Origin of the sequence: Devosia sp. (genome assembly GCF_025809055.1) — a bacterium.
GTDB lineage: Bacteria > Pseudomonadota > Alphaproteobacteria > Rhizobiales > Devosiaceae > Devosia.
The window spans coordinates 719666-737105 of the sequence record NZ_CP075529.1; the positions used below are offsets into that span (position 1 = coordinate 719666).

The following is a 17440-nucleotide window of genomic DNA, read 5'->3' on the forward strand; positions in this document are numbered from 1 at the left end:
GATGGCCAGTATCAAAGTCGACGGCCAACTGGTCGAAGTCCCCGATTACTACACCCTGATGCAGGCGGCCGAAGCGGCCGGCGCGGAAATTCCGCGTTTCTGCTATCACGAACGCCTGTCCGTGGCCGGCAATTGCCGCATGTGCCTGGTCGAGGTGAAGGGTGGCCCACCCAAGCCGCAGGCGTCCTGCGCTATGTCCGTGCGCGATCTGCGCCCGGGCCCCAATGGCGAGCCGCCCGAAATGTTCACCAACACGCCCATGGTCAAGAAGGCCCGCGAAGGCGTGATGGAATTCCTGCTGATCAACCATCCGCTCGATTGCCCGATCTGCGATCAGGGCGGCGAGTGCGACCTGCAGGATCAGGCCATGGCTTATGGCGTCTCCGGTTCGCGCTTCCACGAAAACAAGCGCGCCGTGGAAGACAAGAACATGGGCCCGCTGATCAAGACTTCGATGAACCGCTGCATTCACTGCACGCGCTGCGTCCGCTTCACCACCGAAGTCGCCGGCATTTCCGAGCTGGGCCTGGTCGGCCGTGGCGAGGATGCCGAAATCACCCCCTATCTCGAGCGCGCTCTGACCAGCGAGCTCCAGGGCAATGTCATCGACCTCTGCCCGGTCGGCGCGCTGACGTCCAAGCCCTATGCCTTCAACGCCCGTCCATGGGAATTGACCAAGACCGAGAGCGTGGACGTCATGGACGCCGTCGGCTCGGCCATCCGCGTCGACAGCCGTGGCCGCGAAGTGATGCGCATTCTGCCGCGCATCAACGAAGCCATCAATGAGGAGTGGATTTCCGACAAGACCCGCTTCGTCTGGGATGGCCTCAAGAGCCAGCGCCTGGATCGCCCCTATGTCCGCAAGGGCGGCAAGTTGCAGGCCGCGAGCTGGGAAGAGGCACTCTCCGCCGTCGCCAGCCGCATCAAGAAGGCCGGTAACAAGGTTGGCGCCATTGCCGGCGACCTGGCCGCCGTCGAGGAAATGTACGCGCTCAAGGGCCTCTTGGCATCCATTGGCTCCGGCATGACCGATGTTCGCCCGGCCATGTCCGGCATCGATCCGTCCATGCCGCGCTCTGCCTATCTCTTCAACCCGACCATTGCCGGGATTGAAGAAGCCGACGCCGTGGTCATCATCGGCTCCAATCCGCGCAAGGAAGCCTCGGTGCTCAATGCGCGCATCCGCAAGACTTGGCGCGCCAAGGGCCTGCCGATCGCCGTCATCGGTGAACAGGCTGACCTTACCTATGACTACACCTATCTCGGCAATGGCTTCGAGACTCTGGCCGAACTGGCAGCAGGCAAGGGCGCCTTCGCCGAAATCCTCGCCAAAGCCCAGCGCCCGCTGATCATTGTCGGTGAAGGTGCGGTGTCCCACGCCACCCTCGGCAAGCAGGCCGGTCGCGATACCATCGCGCTGGCTGCCAAGCTTGCCACTGGCGCCAATGTCGCCGAGGGCTGGAACGGTTTTGCCATGCTGCACAGCGCAGCCAGCCGCGTCGGCGGCCTCGATATCGGCTTCGTGCCGCATGACGGCGGTGTCTGCTCGGCCGATCAGATCGCCCTGGCAGGCAAGGGCGAACTCGATGTCCTGTTCCTGCTGGGTGCCGACGAATACGACACCTCTGCCATGGGCAAGGCCTTCGTCGTCTATATCGGCAGCCATGGTGACAAGGGCGCCCATCGCGCCGACGTCATCCTGCCGGCTGCGGCCTATACCGAAAAGTCCGGTACCTACGTCAACACCGAGGGCCGGGTGCAGCTTGCCTGCCGCGCGGTGTTCCCGCCGGGTGAGGCCAAGGAAGACTGGGCCATCATCCGGGCGCTGAGCGGCGCCATCGGTCAGGCCCTGCCGTACAACTCCCTGGCCCAGCTGCGTGCAGCCATCTACAGCGAATTCCCGCATCTGGCCCGCGTGGACGAGATCAGCGCCGGGTCCGTGACGGACGTGGCCAAGCTCGCCAAGGCCGCCATCAAGACCAAGTCGGCGCCCTATGCTTCGCTGGTCGAAGACTTCTATCTCAGCAATCCGATCGCCCGCGCATCGGCAGTTATGGGCGAATGTGCGGCCATGGCCGCTGGCCTCAAGCAGGCGGCGGAGTAGGGGAGCATTATGGACTTTATCACCGCTGCCCTGAATTACCTGCTCGGCATCCCCTTCCTCGGTTGGGGCACCGAAATCGGCTTCGTCTATAAGGCGCTGCTGCTGCTGGTCGTTCTGCTGGTCTATACAGCCTTCATCCTGCTCGCCGACCGCAAGGTCTGGGCCGCCGTACAGATCCGTCGCGGCCCCAATGTCGTCGGTCCGTTCGGTCTCCTGCAGTCCTTTGCCGACCTTTTGAAGTTTGTCTTCAAGGAGCCGCTGATCCCGGCCGGCGCCGACAAGGTGCTGTTCCTGGCCGCGCCCCTGATCACCGCGACGCTGGCCCTCGCAGGCTGGGCCGTCGTGCCGGTCTTCGATGGCTGGGCCATGGCCGACATCAATGTGGGTATCCTTTACCTGCTGGCCATCTCCTCGCTTGGCGTTTACGGCGTCATCATCGGCGGCTGGGCCTCCAACTCGAAATACCCGTTCTTCGGCTCGATCCGCGCCGCCGCGCAGATGGTGTCCTACGAAGTCTCGATCGGCCTCGTCATCATCACTGTGCTGCTCTGCGTCGGCTCGCTCAATCTCAACGACATCGTCGTCGCCCAGTCCGAAATGGGTCTGGCCACCACGCTTGGCGTGCCGTGGCTCAGTTTCCTCAACTGGTTCTGGCTGCCGCTCTTCCCGATGTTCGTGGTGTTCTACATTTCGGCCCTCGCCGAAACCAATCGCCCGCCATTCGACTTTGCCGAAGGTGAATCCGAACTCGTGGCCGGCTTCATGACCGAATATTCGGCGACGCCCTACATGCTGTTCATGCTGGGCGAGTACATCTCCATCCTGCTGATGTGCGCCATGACCACCATCCTGTTCCTGGGTGGCTGGGCTGCGCCCATCGATCTGCCGCCCTTCACCTGGATTCCGGGCGTGGTGTGGTTCTTCATCAAGGTAAGCTTGGTATTCTTCATGATCGCCATGGCCAAGGCCATCGTGCCCCGCTACCGCTACGACCAGCTCATGCGGATCGGCTGGAAGCTGTTCCTGCCGCTCTCGCTGATCATGGTCGTGATCGTCGCTTTCGTCCTGCAGCTCACCGGCTGGGGCTGGCATGGAGGGGTTGCGTGATGCGCGCCGGACAGATCCTCAATACCCTGCTGCTGCGCGAGTTCGTTTCGGCCTTCTTCCTGGCCATGCGCTACTTCTTCGCGCCCAAGCCCACGGTGAACTACCCGTTCGAAAAGGGCCCGGTCTCGCCACGCTTCCGGGGTGAACATGCCCTGCGCCGCTATCCCAATGGCGAAGAGCGCTGCATTGCCTGCAAGTTGTGCGAAGCCATCTGCCCGGCCCAGGCCATCACCATCGAGGCCGGCCCGCGTCAGAACGACGGCACCCGGCGCACCGTGCGCTATGACATCGACATGGTGAAGTGCATCTATTGCGGCTTCTGCCAGGAAGCCTGCCCGGTCGATGCCATCGTCGAAGGCCCGAACTTCGAATTCGCAACCGAAACGCGCGAAGAGCTCTATTTCTCGAAAGAGAAGCTGCTCTCCAATGGCGACCGCTGGGAGCGTGAAATCGCTGCCAACCTGGCCGCCGACGCGCCTTATCGCTGAGAGGGAAGACGATGAGCCTTCCACTGTTTTTCTTCTACGTGTTCTCGGTGATTGCGGTCGCTTCGGCCTTCATGGTCATTTCGGCCCGCAATCCGGTTCACGCCGTGCTGTTCCTGATCCTGACCTTCGTCAATGCGGCCGGGCTGTTCATGCTCGCCGGTGCCGAGTTCCTGGCGCTGATCCTGATCGTCGTCTATGTCGGCGCGGTCGCGGTGCTGTTCCTGTTCGTCGTCATGATGCTGGACGTGGACTTTGCCGAGCTGAAATCGGGCCTCTTGCAATATGCGCCCATCGGCATGGTCGTTGGCGCCATCCTGTTCCTTGAACTGCTGCTGGTTGCCGGTAGCGCCATCGTCTCTCCGGAAATCACCGGAGGCGCCGTGCTGCCGATCGACAACACGATCGAGAACACGCGCCAGCTCGGCCAGGTGCTCTACACGCGCTACGTCTTCCTGTTCCAGGGCGCTGCGGCAGTGCTGCTGGTCGCCATGATCGGCGCCATCGTGCTGACCCTGCGTCATCGTCCGGGCATCAAGCGCCAGAACACGGCGTCGCAGATCGGCCGCAAGGCCAGCGAAACGCTCAAGGTCGTCAAGGTCAAACCGGGTCAGGGGCTATAGGGGGTTATCATGGGCTTGGAAATCGGGCTCGGTCATTACCTGACCGTCGGCGCCATCCTGTTCACGCTCGGCGTGTTCGGCATCTTCATCAACCGCAAGAACATCATCGTCATCCTGATGTCGGTCGAATTGATCCTGCTTGCCGTCAATCTCAATCTGGTGGCCTTCAGCGCCCAGCTCAACGATCTGCAGGGCCAGGTCTTTGCGCTGATGATCCTCACCGTCGCCGCTGCCGAAGCGGCCATCGGCCTGGCCATCCTCGTTATCTTCTACCGCAACCGTGGCACCATCGCGGTTGAGGACGTCAACATGATGAAGGGCTAAGAGCACCGCTATGATCATTCAGGCGATTGTTTTCCTGCCCCTTATCGGGGCGCTCATTGCCGGGCTGTTGGGCCGCTCGATCGGGCATCGCCCCTCCGAGTTCATCACCACGGGCCTGCTCATCGTGGCTGCCGCGCTGAGCTGGGTCGTGTTCATTCCCGTCGCTTTCGGCGATGGCCTTGTCGGTGCCGTGGGCGATGGCCATGCGGCCGTGCTCAAGGTCGAGGTCATGCGCTGGATTCAGGTCGGCGACATGGACCTGCGCTGGACGCTGCGCGTCGACACGCTGACAGCCGTCATGCTGGTCGTCGTCAACACCGTCTCGGCGCTCGTGCACCTCTATTCCATCGGCTATATGCATGAAGACCCGCATCGCGGCCGCTTCTTTGCCTATCTGTCGCTCTTCACCTTCGCCATGCTGATGCTGGTGACTGCCGACAACTTCCTGCAGATGTTCTTCGGCTGGGAAGGCGTGGGCCTGGCGTCCTACCTGCTGATCGGCTTTTGGTACACGCGCCCCTCCGCCACCGCCGCCGCCATGAAGGCGTTCATCGTCAACCGCGTCGGTGACTTCGGCTTTGCGCTCGGCATTTTCGGCGCCTTCTTCGTGCTCGGCCATATCGACTTCGATGGCGCTTTCCACGCCGCCGACGAGTTTGCCGCCACCGGCCTGCCGGTGATGAACTTCCTCGGCTACCAGCTCGACGCCATGACGGTGATCTGCCTGCTGCTGTTCATGGGCGCCATGGGCAAGTCGGCGCAGTTCCTGCTGCACACCTGGTTGCCGGACGCCATGGAGGGCCCGACCCCGGTGTCGGCTCTCATCCATGCCGCGACCATGGTCACCGCCGGCGTCTTCATGGTGGCGCGTCTGTCGCCGCTGTTCGAGCTGTCGCCCTTCGCGCTCAATGTCGTCATCACCATCGGCGCCATCACCGCCTTCTTCGCGGCGACCGTTGGCCTGGTCCAGAACGACATCAAGCGTGTCATCGCCTATTCCACCTGCTCGCAGCTTGGCTACATGTTCGTGGCCTTGGGGGTGGGGGCCTATTCGGCCGGTGTCTTCCACCTGTTCACCCACGCCTTCTTCAAGGCTCTCCTGTTCCTTGGCGCCGGCTCGGTCATCCATGCGATGCACCACGAGCAGGACATGCGGAACATGGGCGGCTTGCGCAAGAAGATCCCCATCACCTATGCGATGATGATGATCGGCACCCTGGCGCTGACCGGTGTCGGCATTCCGGGCACCAATTTCGGCTTTGCCGGCTTCTTCTCCAAGGACGCCATCATTGAAAGCGCCTATGCCTATGGCGGCAATCTGGGCAGCTTTGCCTTCTGGCTCCTCGTCATCGCGGCCCTGTTCACCAGCTTCTATTCCTGGCGCCTGGTTCACCTGACCTTCCACGGTTCCCCGCGCGATGCCCAGCATCATGGCGAAGGTCCGCACCCCGATCCGGCCCATGCTGCCGCCGAAACCCACGACGAGCCGATCGACGACAGCAATGCCGACGATCATGGTCATCATGGCCACCACGGCTCTGCCTATGACAACGCGCATGAATCGCCCAATGTCATGCTGGTACCGCTCTATGTGCTGGCCGTCGGTGCAGTCCTTGCGGGCGTGGTGTTCTACGGCATGTTCTTCCACGATGTGGAGCACATCGAACACTTCTTTGCAGGTTCCATCTTCGTCGATCATCAGATCATCGAAGACGCCCACCACGTTCCGACCTGGGTGAAGTGGAGCGCCACCGCCGCCATGATCATCGGCTTTGTCGCCGCCTGGTTCATGTATATCCGGCGTCCCGAAATTCCGGGCCGTCTCGCGGCGACCAATCCGGGCCTCTACAAGTTCCTGCTCAACAAGTGGTACTTCGACGAGCTCTACAACACGATCTTCGTGCGGCCTGCTTTGTGGATCGGCACCGCGATCTGGAAGGGTTTTGACGACTGGCTGGTTGACGGCAAGATCGCCGAAGGCCTTGGCCGCCGCGTGCAGAATGTCACCAGCTGGGTCGTGAAGCTCCAGTCCGGCTATCTCTATCACTATGCCTTTGCGATGCTGATCGGCATTGCGGCGCTGCTGACCTGGGCCATTACGGCCGGGGGGCTCCTCTGATGACCTTTGAAAATTCTATTCTGACCCTCGTCACCTGGCTTCCGATCCTCGGTGCTGCAATCCTGGTGGTGACGCCAAAGGGATCCATCGGTGCAATCCGCTGGATTTCCCTTGTGACCACCCTGGTCGTCTTCGCCCTTTCGCTTGCTCTGTGGCAGGCCTTTGATCCGTCCGATGCGGGCTTCCAGTTCGTGGTCAACATGGCCTGGATCGGCGACAATATCGGCTACCGTGTCGGCGTCGACGGCATCTCGGTGCTGTTCGTGGTCTTGACCGCGCTGCTCATGCCCGGCGTGGTTCTGGCGAGCTGGGAAGTCGAGACGCGCCTCAAGGAATACATGATCGTGTTCCTCGTGCTCGAAACCCTGATGATCGGCGTGTTCACCACTCTCGATCTGGCCATGTTCTACGTCTTCTTCGAAGGCACCCTGCTGCCGATGTTCCTCATCATCGGCATCTGGGGCGGTTCCGCGCGTATTCAGGCCGCCTACAAGTTCTTCTTCTATACCTTCATCGGCTCCGTGCTGATGCTGCTGGCCATGATGGCGATGTATTGGGATGCCGGCACCACCGACATCACCAAGCTGCTGACCCATCAGTTCCCGGCCGATATGCAGGTCTGGCTGTGGCTGGCCTTCTTTGCCTCCCTGGCGGTCAAGATGCCGATGTGGCCCTTCCACCGTTGGCTCCCGGAAGCCCACGTGCAGGCGCCCACGGCCGGTTCGGTCATCCTGGCCGCCATCCTGCTCAAGCTCGGCGGCTACGGCTTCCTGCGCTTCAGCCTGCCGATGTTCCCCGATGCCTCCGCGCAGTTGGCCAACTTCGTCTTCGTGCTGTCGGTTGCCGCCATCATCCTGACCTCGCTGGTCGCTTTGGTGCAGACCGACATCAAGAAGCTCATCGCCTATTCGTCCGTGGCCCATATGGGTTTCGTGACCATGGGTATCTTCGCGGGCAACGCACTGGGTATCCAGGGCGCCATGTTCCAGATGATCAGCCACGGCATTGTCTCGGGCGCGCTCTTCCTCTGCGTCGGTGTCATCTATGACCGCATGCATACCCGCGAGATCGACGCTTATGGCGGCCTGGTCGAGCGGATGCCGCAATATGCCTTCGCCTTCATGGTCTTCACCATGGCCAATGTCGGCCTGCCCGGCACGTCCGGCTTCGTGGGTGAGTTCCTCACCATGATCGGCGTGTTCCAGGTCAATACCTGGGTGGCCTTCGGCGCCGCATTCGGGGTGATCTTCTCGGCCGGCTACGCGCTCTGGCTCTATCGCCGCGTGATCTTCGGCGCACTAACCAAGGACAGCCTCAAGGGCATCCTCGATCTCAACCTGCGCGAAAAGATCGTGCTTTATCCGCTGATCGTGCTGACCGTGGTGTTCGGCTTCTATCCGGCGCCGATCCTCGATACGACGGCGGCTGCGGTTGACAACCTGGTTACGCAATATTCGACCGCCATTGGCCGCGACCCGGCCGTGGACCTGGCCGATGCGCGCGCACCGCTTGACTATGTGGCGCCTGCCGAGGGCGCAGCCGAGCCGGCCGACGATCACGCCGCGCCCGCTTCGCACTAGGAGACTGACGTGAACTCAGACATTACCGATTTCGCGAGCTTGGCTCCTGCCTATCCCGAACTGCTCATGGCCGTCGGCGCCCTGGTGCTGATCCTGGTTGGCGTCGTCGTCAACAAGGAGAAGTCGGGCCTTGTGACCTGGCTGTCGATCGGCCTTCTGGTCGTCACCGGCATCCTGGTCGTGACCACCGCGAACGATGGCGTGATCTTCAACGGCCTGTTCATCGCCGACGCCTTCGCGCGCTACATGAAGGTGCTGGTCATGGGCGGCGCCGCTCTGGCGCTGATCCTGGGCCTATCCAATGCCGAAGAACACGGCATCCACAAATACGAGTATTCCATCCTCGCCGTCCTCGCGACGCTGGGCATGATGGTCATGGTTTCGGCCAATGACCTGATGAGCCTCTATGTGGGTCTGGAACTGCAGTCACTGTCGCTCTACGTCATGGCCGCCATCAAGCGCGATGACAGCCGCGCGACCGAGGCGGGCCTCAAATATTTCGTCCTGGGCGCGCTGTCCTCGGGCATGCTGCTCTATGGCGCGTCGCTGGTCTATGGCTTTACCGGCCACACCAATCTCGCTGAAATCGTCGTCGCCATCGCCGACGAGGGCCGCTCTGTCGGTCTGATCTTCGGCGTTGTGTTCCTCCTGGCCGGCGTGGCCTTCAAGATCTCGGCCGTACCCTTCCACATGTGGACGCCCGACGTCTACGAAGGCGCGCCCACCCCGGTCACCGCCTTCTTCGCCATGGCGCCCAAGGTGGCCGCCATGTCGCTGATGATCCGGCTGGTCATGGATACGTTTGCGCCCATCACCCATGATTGGCAGCAGATCGTCATCTTCCTGTCGATTGCCTCCATGGTGCTGGCCGCTTTCGCCGCCATCGGCCAGAAGTCCATCAAGCGCCTGATTGCCTATTCGTCGATCGGCCATGTCGGCTTCGCGCTGGTGGGTCTGTCCTCCGGCACCCAGGTCGGTGTCGAAGGCGTGGCTGTTTACATGGCCATCTATGTCGGCATGACCGTGGCGCTCTTTGCCTGCATCCTGTCGCTGCGCACCGCGACGGGTGGCTATGTGGAAACCATCGACGATCTCGCCGGTGCCTCCAAGGCCCGCCCCTTCGTCGCCGCCATCATGGCCATCGTCATGTTCTCGCTGATCGGCCTGCCGCCGCTTGCCGGGTTCTTCGCCAAGTGGATGGTGTTCCTTGCGGCCATTGAAGCCAATCTCTATGTCCTGGCGGTCATCGGCATGCTGGCTTCGGCCATCAGCGCCTTCTACTACCTGCGCGTGGTCAAGGTGATGTACTTCGACGAGCCCAAGGCCGATTTCGTGGCCGTGCCCGGCGAACTCAACGTCATCATGGGGGTGTTCGGCTTCCTGATCGTCACCTACTATTTCACGCTCGGCAGTCCGCTCGCCAGTCTGGCGCGCACGGCAGCCGGAAGCCTGTTCTAGGTGAGGATTTTTGCCCTTTCCACAGGGTCATTCCCGCGAAAGCGGGAACCCCTGTTGGCAATCGGTGTGCAGAAAACGGAGGTTCCCGCTTTCGCGGGAATGACTCCGGGACGGGACGGCCATGGCTGAGTTTGTCCTTGGTTCAAAGGCCCGCGATGCCGGTTACCGGCTCGCCGGATTCGACGAGATCGGCTCCACCAATAATGAAGCGCTCGCGGCCGCTGCTGCGGGCGATCCCGGCGGCATCTGGTTTGCTGCCCTCCGGCAGACTGCCGGTCGCGGCCGCCGCGGCCGCGAGTGGCACAGTCCATCTGGCAATCTCGCTGCCAGCCTGCTGATCATTCCTGATGCCGCGCCCGAAGTGGTTGCCACCCTGGGCTTCGTTGCCGGCGTGGCCCTCAATCGCGGGCTCGGTGCCATTCTGCCCAATGGTCTGGTGCGCATCGGCATAGACGGCGCGGATGGCGCCGATGGCCGCTCGCGCATTGCGCTCAAATGGCCCAATGACGTCCTCGCCGATGGCGCCAAGCTGGCCGGCATCCTGCTCGAATCGACCAAGACACCCGATGGCCGCACCGCCATCGTCGTCGGCGCCGGCGTCAATGTCGTGGCAGCGCCCGAAGGCGTGCCCTATCCGGCCACGTCCATGCGCGCGCTCGGCGTGGACCGTTCGGCCGAGGATGTCTTCGAGGCGCTTTCCGATGCCTGGGTCGACGTTTTCGGCCTGTGGGACGAGGGCAGGGGCGTTGCCCGCGTGCTGGAAGCCTGGCGCGGGTCGGCCGCAGGCATAGGCGCGCCGGTGGCCGTCCAGCAGGATGGCGTCGTGCGGCGCGGCATTTTTGAAACCATCGACTCGGCTGGCCGGTTGATCATTCGCGACGATGACGGCGCGCGGATCTCCATCACCGCCGGCGATGTACATTTTGGGGCAACGGCCAGCGCCCGAAGCTGACCATAACACCAACGCGGCGACCGCCGGCCAAAGATCGGCAGGCGTCGCGTCACAAAAGGAAAACAATACCCATGGCTAAGAACCAAAGGGATGAACTCGTCTTTCTGCCACTTGGCGGCGTCGGCGAGATCGGCATGAACATGGCCGCCTATGGCTTCGGCCCGGCCAATCGCCGCAAGTGGATCGTCGTCGATTGCGGCGTCAGCTTCGGCGGTCCGGACCTGCCGGGGATCGAGCTGATCATGGCCAATCCCGAATTTCTCGAAGAAAATGCCGACGACGTGCTGGCCCTGGTCCTCACGCACAGCCACGAGGACCACTACGGCGCGGTTCTCGATCTCTGGCCTGCTTTCGACCGGCCGGTCTATGCCACGCCTTTCACCGCCGCCATGCTGGCGGCCAAGCGGGCAGGGGACGGCATTGTCGAAAATGTCGACATCACCATCATGCGTCCCGGCAAGGCCTTCACCGTCGGCCCCTTCACCATCGAGCCGATCAATGTTGCCCACTCGATCCCCGAGTCCAACGCGCTCCTGATCACCACTCCGGTCGGCAGGGCCCTGCACACCGGCGACTGGAAGCTCGATCCGACGCCCGTGGTCAATGCGCCCACCAATATTGCCCGCCTCGAGCAGATTGGCTCGGAGTCCGAACTGCCGCTGGCCCTCGTCTGCGACAGCACCAATGCCATGAAGGATGGCGAAAGCCCGAGCGAGCAGGAGGTTGGCGACAACCTTGCCAAGCTCATCGCCGATGCCCCGCATCGCGTTGCGGTCACCACGTTCGCCTCCAATGTCGGCCGCGTCGTGTCCATCGTCCGCGCCGCCCACAAGGCGGGCCGCGAAGTCGTGCTGTCCGGCCGCTCACTCCACCGCATCATGGGCATTGCCAAGGAACTCGGCATGCTCGAGGGCCTGCCGCCGCTGCATGATCAGGACATGTTCAAGTCCATCGCGCGCGACAAATGCGTGCTGATCTGCACCGGCAGCCAGGGCGAGGCGCGGGCCGCCATCGCCCGCATCGCCCGGGGCGATCATCCGGTCATCGATCTCAATGCCGGCGACCGCATGATCTTCTCGTCCTGGGCCATCCCCGGCAATGAGCGCGAAGTCATCGACATCCAGAACCTGCTGATCGACAAGGGTATCGAGCTCATCACCGCCAATGACGCGCTCGTCCACGTCACCGGCCACCCACGCCGGGGCGAATTGCAAAAGCTCTATTCCTGGGTCAAGCCCGAGGTGCTGGTGCCCGTCCACGGCGAGGCCATGCATCTTGAAGCCCATGCCAAGCTGGGCCGCGCCTCCGGCATTCCCAATGTCTGCGAGGCCCGCAATGGCGACCTCGTGCGCCTCTTCCCCGAACCCATGGCCTTTCCCGCCGAGGTTCGCACCGGCGAGCTCTACCTTGATGGCCTGGTGCTCTGCACGCCTGAGGAAAGCGGCGTCAAAGGCCGCCGGCGCCTGTCATTCGGCGGCCTGATCATCGTATCCCTCGCGGTCAATTCCAGCGGGCAGGTCGTCTCCGGTCCCGAAATGGTCATCGAAGGTCTCCCGGAAACCGAGGACGATTCTGTCTCCGATCTGGTCGAGGACACCATTGCCGGCGTGATCAAGTCCATGCCGCCCAAGCGCCGCGCCGATACCGAAGTGCTCAATTCCGCGCTGTTCAAGGCCATCCGCGGCGAAGTCAACGGCTTCTGGGGCCGCAAGCCAAACGTCAGCGTCTTCGTGCATCGGGTCTAAAGCGCTTCGCCCGTGAACTGAACCATCGCCGTCATCGCCCCCTCGCCCCTTTGGGGAGAGGGTTGGGGTGAGGGGTGAAGGTTTTTCGGCAAGAACGCGGTGTGAACCCCTCATCCGGCGCTGCCCGCCGGTGCGACGATAGGAACCGGCAGTCCACCCTTCCGCGCCAACGTCGCTGTGCGTTATATGACAGGCAGTGAAAGGTCCCTTGCCATGCAGATCGGCTCGATCATCGCCATCTACTTCGTCGCCTGGTGGATCACCTTCGTGGCCGTCCTGCCGATCGGCAGCGAAAGCCATCACGAGACCGGGGCCGAGATCGTCGCCGGAACCGATCCTGCCGCCCCCGTGCGCCCGCGCCTTGTGCTCAAGGCCCTGATCACTTCGGTGCTGGCCGCAGGCGTCACCGCCTTCGTGCTTTGGGGCGTCAACACCGACATCATCCGCGCCTACTGGAACCGGTAGAAGGCCCGCAGGCTGCTACTTGGGTGCCTTGACCGCGGCACCATGCGCATGGGCCATCACCAGGGCCGCCCGCATGTCGTCCGCGTTCGCCCCCTTGAAATTCAGCACCGTCCAGCCCTGTCGTCCCCAGCCATTGGGGATGGCTGAAAACAGGTCCGGCGCCACCGCGCACTTGAATTCCTGCTCGTCGGGCGTGAATTTGAGGTTGGCACTCATGCCGTCCGCCGCAAGGGTCGCAAATGTGCGCCTGACCTTGAATGCGATGCGGTCGAAATGCGGTGCTGAGCGTGTGCCCTCGAGCGACATCGCAATTTGCGTGAATGTTTCGGATTTTGTCATAATGCCTTGTTCCAGAAACAAAAAAGCAGGGCACAAGGCCCTGCTTAAATGAGTTTGATCGACAATACGTTGGTCTTAGGCACGCTACAAAGCGGCAGCCAACGCTCCTCCCTTGACGTTGTCGACGTCCGGCGGTTTGGGCCGCCTTTGTTTTATTGCGAGGGAACCTAACAACAGTTTTTCGGTCTGCCAAGTAGATTCTGCATAGCTTGCATGCTTGCATCGAATGGACGGTTGGGCTTTGAGTGGGCATCAACAGAAGTCACGAGTCGAGGCTGGTTGGTTCTGGAAAATTCACGAGGTTTTCCGCCAGACGACAAGCCGCCGATATGCAGTTTCGGAGTTCCCATGCGCCTGTCCCGCTATTTCCTGCCCGTGCTTCGCGATGTGCCCAAGGAAGCCGAAATCGTCTCGCATCGGCTCATGCTGCGCGCCGGCATGATCCGCCAGCAGGCGTCCGGTCTCTATTCCTGGCTGCCGCTCGGCTACAAGGTGCTGATGAAGGTTCAGAAGATCATCGAGGAGGAGCAGAACCGCTCCGGCGCGATTGAACTGCTCATGCCCACCATCCAGTCGGCCGATCTCTGGCGGGAATCCGGCCGCTACGACGCCTATGGCAAGGAAATGCTGCGCATCGAGGACCGCCACGAGCGCGAATTCCTCTATGGCCCCACCAATGAGGAGATGATCACCGACATCTTCCGGGCCTATGTGAAGTCCTACAAGGATCTGCCGCTCAATCTCTACCACATCCAGTGGAAGTTCCGGGACGAGGTGCGTCCGCGCTTCGGCACCATGCGCAGCCGCGAATTCCTGATGAAGGACGCCTATTCCTTCGATCTCGACAAGGAACGGGCAGTCGAAGCCTATGAACGCATGTTCGTGGCCTATCTGCGCACCTATGCCCGCATGGGCCTCACCGCCATTCCCATGCGCGCCGATACCGGACCCATCGGTGGCGATCTCAGCCACGAATGGATCATTCTGGCCGAAACCGGCGAGAGCCAGGTTTTCTGTCACCGCGATCTGCTCGACAAACCCATTCCCGCCAAGGACGTCGATTTCCGCGGCGATCTCAAGCCCATCTTCAACGACTGGACCTCGCTTTACGCGGCCACCGAGGAAATGGTCGATCACACCGAGTACGAAGCCAGTGTGCCGGAGGACAAGCGCGTCTCTGCGCGCGGCATCGAGGTGGGACACATCTTCTATTTCGGCCTCAAATATTCCGAGCCCATGAAGGCCAGCGTCACCGGCCAGGATGGCAAGGAAACCCTGGTGCATATGGGGTCCTATGGTATCGGGCTCACCCGCGTCGTTCCCGCGATCATCGAGGCCAGCCATGACGAGAACGGCATCGTCTGGCCCGTCTCCGTCGCCCCGTTCGAGGCCGTGCTGATCAACCTCAAGGCGGGTGATGCCGATACGGACGCCGCGTGCGACAAGCTCTATGGCGAATTGACTGCCGCCGGCCTCGACATGCTCTACGACGATCGGGACCAGCCGGCTGGCAGCAAGTTTGCCACCGCTGACCTCGTGGGCATTCCCTACCAGCTGATCCTGGGGCCGCGCGGCCTTAAATCCGGCGAAGTCGAAATCAAGCATCGCAAGTCGGGCGAACGCGAAACGCTGCCGATCGCGGCCGCCGTCGAACGCCTGAAGAGCCTGATCGAACCCCAGCGGATGACCGACATTTGACCACCAGCGCTCCAGAAGCCGCCCCGGTCCGCGCCACGCGGCCGTTTTCGCGATTCGAATGGCTGATTGCCGGTCGCTACCTGCGGGCCCGCCGCAAGGAGGCCTTCATTTCGGTCATCGCCAGCCTCACCATGGTCGGCGTGGCCATCGGCGTGGCCACGCTGATCGTCGTCATGTCGGTCATGAACGGGTTTCGCGGCGAGCTCCTGGACAAGATTCTCGGGCTCAACGGACATTTCACCGCCTATCCCATCGAACGGCAATTCACCGACTACGAAGAAACCGTCGCTGCCCTCGAGCAGGTGCCCGGTGTCAGTTTCGCGGTCTATTTCGTCGAGGGGCAGGTGCTGGCCTCCGGGCGCGGCGGACAGTCGACCGGCGTCACGGTGCGCGGCATGGATGAGGAAAACCTCAAGAAGCTGCCGCTTCTCTATAACGGGGTAGAGCAGGGCGGTTTCGACCAGTGGGACGGCAGCCGGGGCCTGGCCATCGGCTACCGGCTCGCCCAGACCCTGGGCGTCGGCATTGGCGATGAAGTGCAGATCATCAACCCCAATGGCTCGATGACCCCGTTCGGGTCAACGCCCCAGATCCGGTCCTACCCGGTCAACGCCATCTTCGATCTCGGCATGGTCGAGTTCGATTCCTACTTCATGTATATGCCCCTCGAACTGGCGCAGGACTATTTCAAGCTGGTCGACGAAGTCCTCAAACCCGGCATGGGCCCACTGGACCCGCTGGCCACCGACGAAGAGATCGACGCGGCCTATGAGCGTATCGGCAAGGCCAGTGCCGCCGAAATCTTCATCGACGATCCCGATGCCGTGGCCGAAATGCGCCGCCGCCTCGAAGCCGCGCCGGAAGCGCGCCCACTGGTCCTGACCGACTGGCAGCAGCGCAACGAAACCTTCTTCTCGGCCCTTCAGGTCGAGCGCGTGGTCATGTTCACCATTCTGTCGATGATCATCCTCGTCGCCGCCTTCAACATCATTTCGAGCCTCGTCATGCTGGTGAAGGACAAAAGCGCCGATATCGCGGTCCTGCGCACCATGGGCGCCACGCGCGGCTCGATCATGCGCATCTTCTCGATTACCGGCACGGCGATCGGCTTCATCGGCACCACGGTCGGCTTCGTGCTCGGCCTGATCGTCGCCTCCAACGCCGAAGCAATCCGCGCCTTCATTTCCAATCTTCTGGGCGTGGCGCTGTTCCCGCCCGAGGTTTTCTTCCTCTCCTCGCTCCCCAGTCGCGTCGACCCGGTCGAGGTCACGGTTGTGGTCGGCATGGCGCTGCTCCTGAGCTTCCTTGCCACCATCTATCCCGCCTGGCGCGCGGCCCAATATGATCCGGTGGAGGCGCTCCGCTATGAGTAAGCCCCATCTCGTCCTCAGCGGTGTGCATCGGCATTATGGCGAAGGCGAGCGCACCGTTCGCGTCCTCGAATCGGCCGACCTCGTCGTCAACAGCGGCGAACTCGTGGCCCTGGTCGCCCCGTCCGGTGCCGGCAAATCGACCCTGCTGCATCTATGCGGCCTGCTCGAATCCCCGCAATCGGGCGAAATCGAAATCGTCGGCCACCTGACCAGCAAGTTGGGAGATCGCGCGCGCACCCAGCTCCGCCGGTCCACCGTCGGCTATGTCTATCAGTTCCACCACCTGCTGCCCGAGTTCACCGCTCTCGAAAACGTCGTCATGCCGCAACTCATCGCCGGCAAGGCGCAGGCTGACGCAGAGCAGCGCGCCATGGAGCTCCTTGACCTGCTCGGCGTCGCACCCCGCGCCACCCACCGGCCGGCCGAACTGTCGGGCGGCGAGCAGCAGCGCATTGCCATTGCCCGCGCAGCCGCCAATCATCCGCGCGTCATCCTGGCCGATGAGCCCACCGGCAATCTCGATCCGGAAACCAGCGATCTCGTGTTCGAGGCCCTCAAGAGCCTCATCCGCAACGAAGGCGCCGCCGCCCTGATCGCAACCCACAATTACGACCTGGCCCGCCGCGCCGACCGTATCGTGACCATCAAGGGCGGCCTGGTCGTTCCGCACACGCTTTAGCGCGCTGCATCTGTGAACTGACCTTTCGTCTCCATCGCCCCCTCGCCCCTCCGGGGAGAGGGCCGGGGTGAGGGGTTAACGGCGTCGACCTGACCGGCCCTTCGTTGATGTCTAGCCTACCGGCCTGCCACAGTGTCATCCCGGCGCAGGCCGGGATCCAAGTCCGGATCTCAGGACGAGCCCCGGCATCGCGCCAAATTGCCCACTCGCCCAACTATCGTATGGCACCCATCTGAACCCCTCACACGGCGCCCCAGGGGCCACATCGCGCCAGCAAATCAAAGCAGGCGTGGATCGATCTCCCGATCCACGTCCACAAACTTATCCCCACCCCCGAAATTGCCCTCATACTCGCCTCATCTCTCCCGCGATGGGCGGACTGCAGCGAA

At 62.6% G+C, this 17440-nt stretch carries 15 protein-coding genes; 14 read left to right on the forward strand and 1 reads right to left on the reverse strand.

Translation table 11 applies throughout. From position 1 onward, the window contains the following. Nucleotide 1: 1 nt before the first annotated feature. From nuoG to KIT02_RS03585, 11 genes are all read left to right on the forward strand, one after another. The gene (gene nuoG / locus KIT02_RS03535) at nucleotides 2–2104 is read left to right on the forward strand and encodes an NADH-quinone oxidoreductase subunit NuoG (protein ID WP_297582302.1); all 2103 of its coding nucleotides are present in this window, start codon (nucleotides 2–4) and stop codon (nucleotides 2102–2104) included. A gap of 9 nt (nucleotides 2105–2113) precedes the next feature. Continuing rightward, a complete protein-coding gene (nuoH, locus tag KIT02_RS03540; protein WP_297582304.1) occupies nucleotides 2114–3211 on the forward strand; it encodes an NADH-quinone oxidoreductase subunit NuoH in 1098 nt (365 codons plus the stop codon). Further along, on the forward strand, nucleotides 3211–3699 hold the full coding sequence (nuoI, locus tag KIT02_RS03545; protein ID WP_297582306.1) for an NADH-quinone oxidoreductase subunit NuoI: 489 nt from the start codon (nucleotides 3211–3213) through the stop codon (nucleotides 3697–3699). The genes nuoH and nuoI overlap by 1 nt, the downstream gene beginning before the upstream one ends. Nucleotides 3700–3710: 11 nt before the next feature. Then, a complete protein-coding gene (locus tag KIT02_RS03550) occupies nucleotides 3711–4319 on the forward strand; it encodes an NADH-quinone oxidoreductase subunit J (protein ID WP_297582308.1) in 609 nt (202 codons plus the stop codon). Between the two features lie 15 nt (nucleotides 4320–4334). Next, nucleotides 4335–4643 carry an NADH-quinone oxidoreductase subunit NuoK gene (gene nuoK, locus KIT02_RS03555; RefSeq protein WP_297585097.1) on the forward strand — a complete coding sequence of 103 codons (309 nt, stop codon included), beginning with the start codon at nucleotides 4335–4337 and terminating at the stop codon, nucleotides 4641–4643. A 10-nt stretch (nucleotides 4644–4653) separates the two neighbouring features. Continuing rightward, nucleotides 4654–6762, forward strand: coding sequence for an NADH-quinone oxidoreductase subunit L (gene nuoL, locus KIT02_RS03560; protein ID WP_297582310.1), 2109 nt, complete (start codon nucleotides 4654–4656; stop codon nucleotides 6760–6762). Continuing rightward, nucleotides 6762–8342, forward strand: a complete 1581-nt coding sequence (locus KIT02_RS03565) for an NADH-quinone oxidoreductase subunit M (RefSeq protein ID WP_297582312.1) — start codon at nucleotides 6762–6764, stop codon at nucleotides 8340–8342. Before nuoL ends, KIT02_RS03565 begins: the two co-directional genes overlap by 1 nt. Before the next feature lie 9 nt (nucleotides 8343–8351). Further along, nucleotides 8352–9800, forward strand: a complete 1449-nt coding sequence (nuoN, locus tag KIT02_RS03570; RefSeq protein WP_297582314.1) for an NADH-quinone oxidoreductase subunit NuoN — start codon at nucleotides 8352–8354, stop codon at nucleotides 9798–9800. 121 nt (nucleotides 9801–9921) lie between these two features. After that, entirely contained in the window at nucleotides 9922–10752 is an 831-nt protein-coding gene (locus tag KIT02_RS03575) for a biotin--[acetyl-CoA-carboxylase] ligase (protein ID WP_297582316.1), read from the forward strand. Nucleotides 10753–10823: 71 nt separating this feature from the next. Continuing rightward, entirely contained in the window at nucleotides 10824–12497 is a 1674-nt protein-coding gene (locus tag KIT02_RS03580; protein ID WP_297582319.1) for a ribonuclease J, read from the forward strand. A gap of 213 nt (nucleotides 12498–12710) precedes the next feature. Next, nucleotides 12711–12962 carry a DUF1467 family protein gene (locus KIT02_RS03585; RefSeq protein ID WP_297582322.1) on the forward strand — a complete coding sequence of 84 codons (252 nt, stop codon included), beginning with the start codon at nucleotides 12711–12713 and terminating at the stop codon, nucleotides 12960–12962. A gap of 15 nt (nucleotides 12963–12977) precedes the next feature. On the opposite strand, the gene KIT02_RS03590 is transcribed toward KIT02_RS03585, so the two are convergent. After that, nucleotides 12978–13301 (reverse strand): MmcQ/YjbR family DNA-binding protein, encoded by a 324-nt coding sequence (locus tag KIT02_RS03590; protein ID WP_297582325.1) that lies wholly within the window; start codon nucleotides 13299–13301, stop codon nucleotides 12978–12980. A 348-nt stretch (nucleotides 13302–13649) separates the two neighbouring features. Here KIT02_RS03590 and proS point away from each other — a divergent pair, with 348 nt between their 5' ends. Genes proS through KIT02_RS03605 form a run of 3 tightly spaced genes read left to right on the forward strand, consistent with a single transcriptional unit; the run spans nucleotide 13650 to nucleotide 17051 of the window. Beyond that, nucleotides 13650–14999, forward strand: coding sequence for a proline--tRNA ligase (gene proS, locus KIT02_RS03595; RefSeq protein ID WP_297582327.1), 1350 nt, complete (start codon nucleotides 13650–13652; stop codon nucleotides 14997–14999). Continuing rightward, nucleotides 14996–16372, forward strand: coding sequence for an ABC transporter permease (locus KIT02_RS03600; protein ID WP_297582329.1), 1377 nt, complete (start codon nucleotides 14996–14998; stop codon nucleotides 16370–16372). The genes proS and KIT02_RS03600 overlap by 4 nt, the downstream gene beginning before the upstream one ends. Then, nucleotides 16365–17051: an ABC transporter ATP-binding protein gene (locus tag KIT02_RS03605; RefSeq protein ID WP_297582331.1), complete on the forward strand. Its 687-nt coding sequence runs from the start codon at nucleotides 16365–16367 to the stop codon at nucleotides 17049–17051. Before KIT02_RS03600 ends, KIT02_RS03605 begins: the two co-directional genes overlap by 8 nt. Nucleotides 17052–17440: the final 389 nt, after the last annotated feature.

Bases quoted from the DNA above. Each gene is read 5' to 3' on its own strand.
- nuoG (WP_297582302.1), top strand. From the start codon at position 2: ATGGCCAGTATCAAAGTCGACGGCCAACTGGTCGAAGTCCCCGATTAC.
- nuoH (WP_297582304.1), top strand. From the start codon at position 2,114: ATGGACTTTATCACCGCTGCCCTGAATTACCTGCTCGGCATCCCCTTC.
- nuoI (WP_297582306.1), top strand. From the start codon at position 3,211: ATGCGCGCCGGACAGATCCTCAATACCCTGCTGCTGCGCGAGTTCGTT.
- KIT02_RS03550 (WP_297582308.1), top strand. From the start codon at position 3,711: ATGAGCCTTCCACTGTTTTTCTTCTACGTGTTCTCGGTGATTGCGGTC.
- nuoL (WP_297582310.1), top strand. From the start codon at position 4,654: ATGATCATTCAGGCGATTGTTTTCCTGCCCCTTATCGGGGCGCTCATT.
- KIT02_RS03565 (WP_297582312.1), top strand. From the start codon at position 6,762: ATGACCTTTGAAAATTCTATTCTGACCCTCGTCACCTGGCTTCCGATC.
- KIT02_RS03575 (WP_297582316.1), top strand. From the start codon at position 9,922: ATGGCTGAGTTTGTCCTTGGTTCAAAGGCCCGCGATGCCGGTTACCGG.
- KIT02_RS03580 (WP_297582319.1), top strand. From the start codon at position 10,824: ATGGCTAAGAACCAAAGGGATGAACTCGTCTTTCTGCCACTTGGCGGC.
- KIT02_RS03585 (WP_297582322.1), top strand. From the start codon at position 12,711: ATGCAGATCGGCTCGATCATCGCCATCTACTTCGTCGCCTGGTGGATC.
- KIT02_RS03590 (WP_297582325.1), bottom strand. From the start codon at position 13,301: ATGACAAAATCCGAAACATTCACGCAAATTGCGATGTCGCTCGAGGGC.
- proS (WP_297582327.1), top strand. From the start codon at position 13,650: ATGCGCCTGTCCCGCTATTTCCTGCCCGTGCTTCGCGATGTGCCCAAG.
- KIT02_RS03605 (WP_297582331.1), top strand. From the start codon at position 16,365: ATGAGTAAGCCCCATCTCGTCCTCAGCGGTGTGCATCGGCATTATGGC.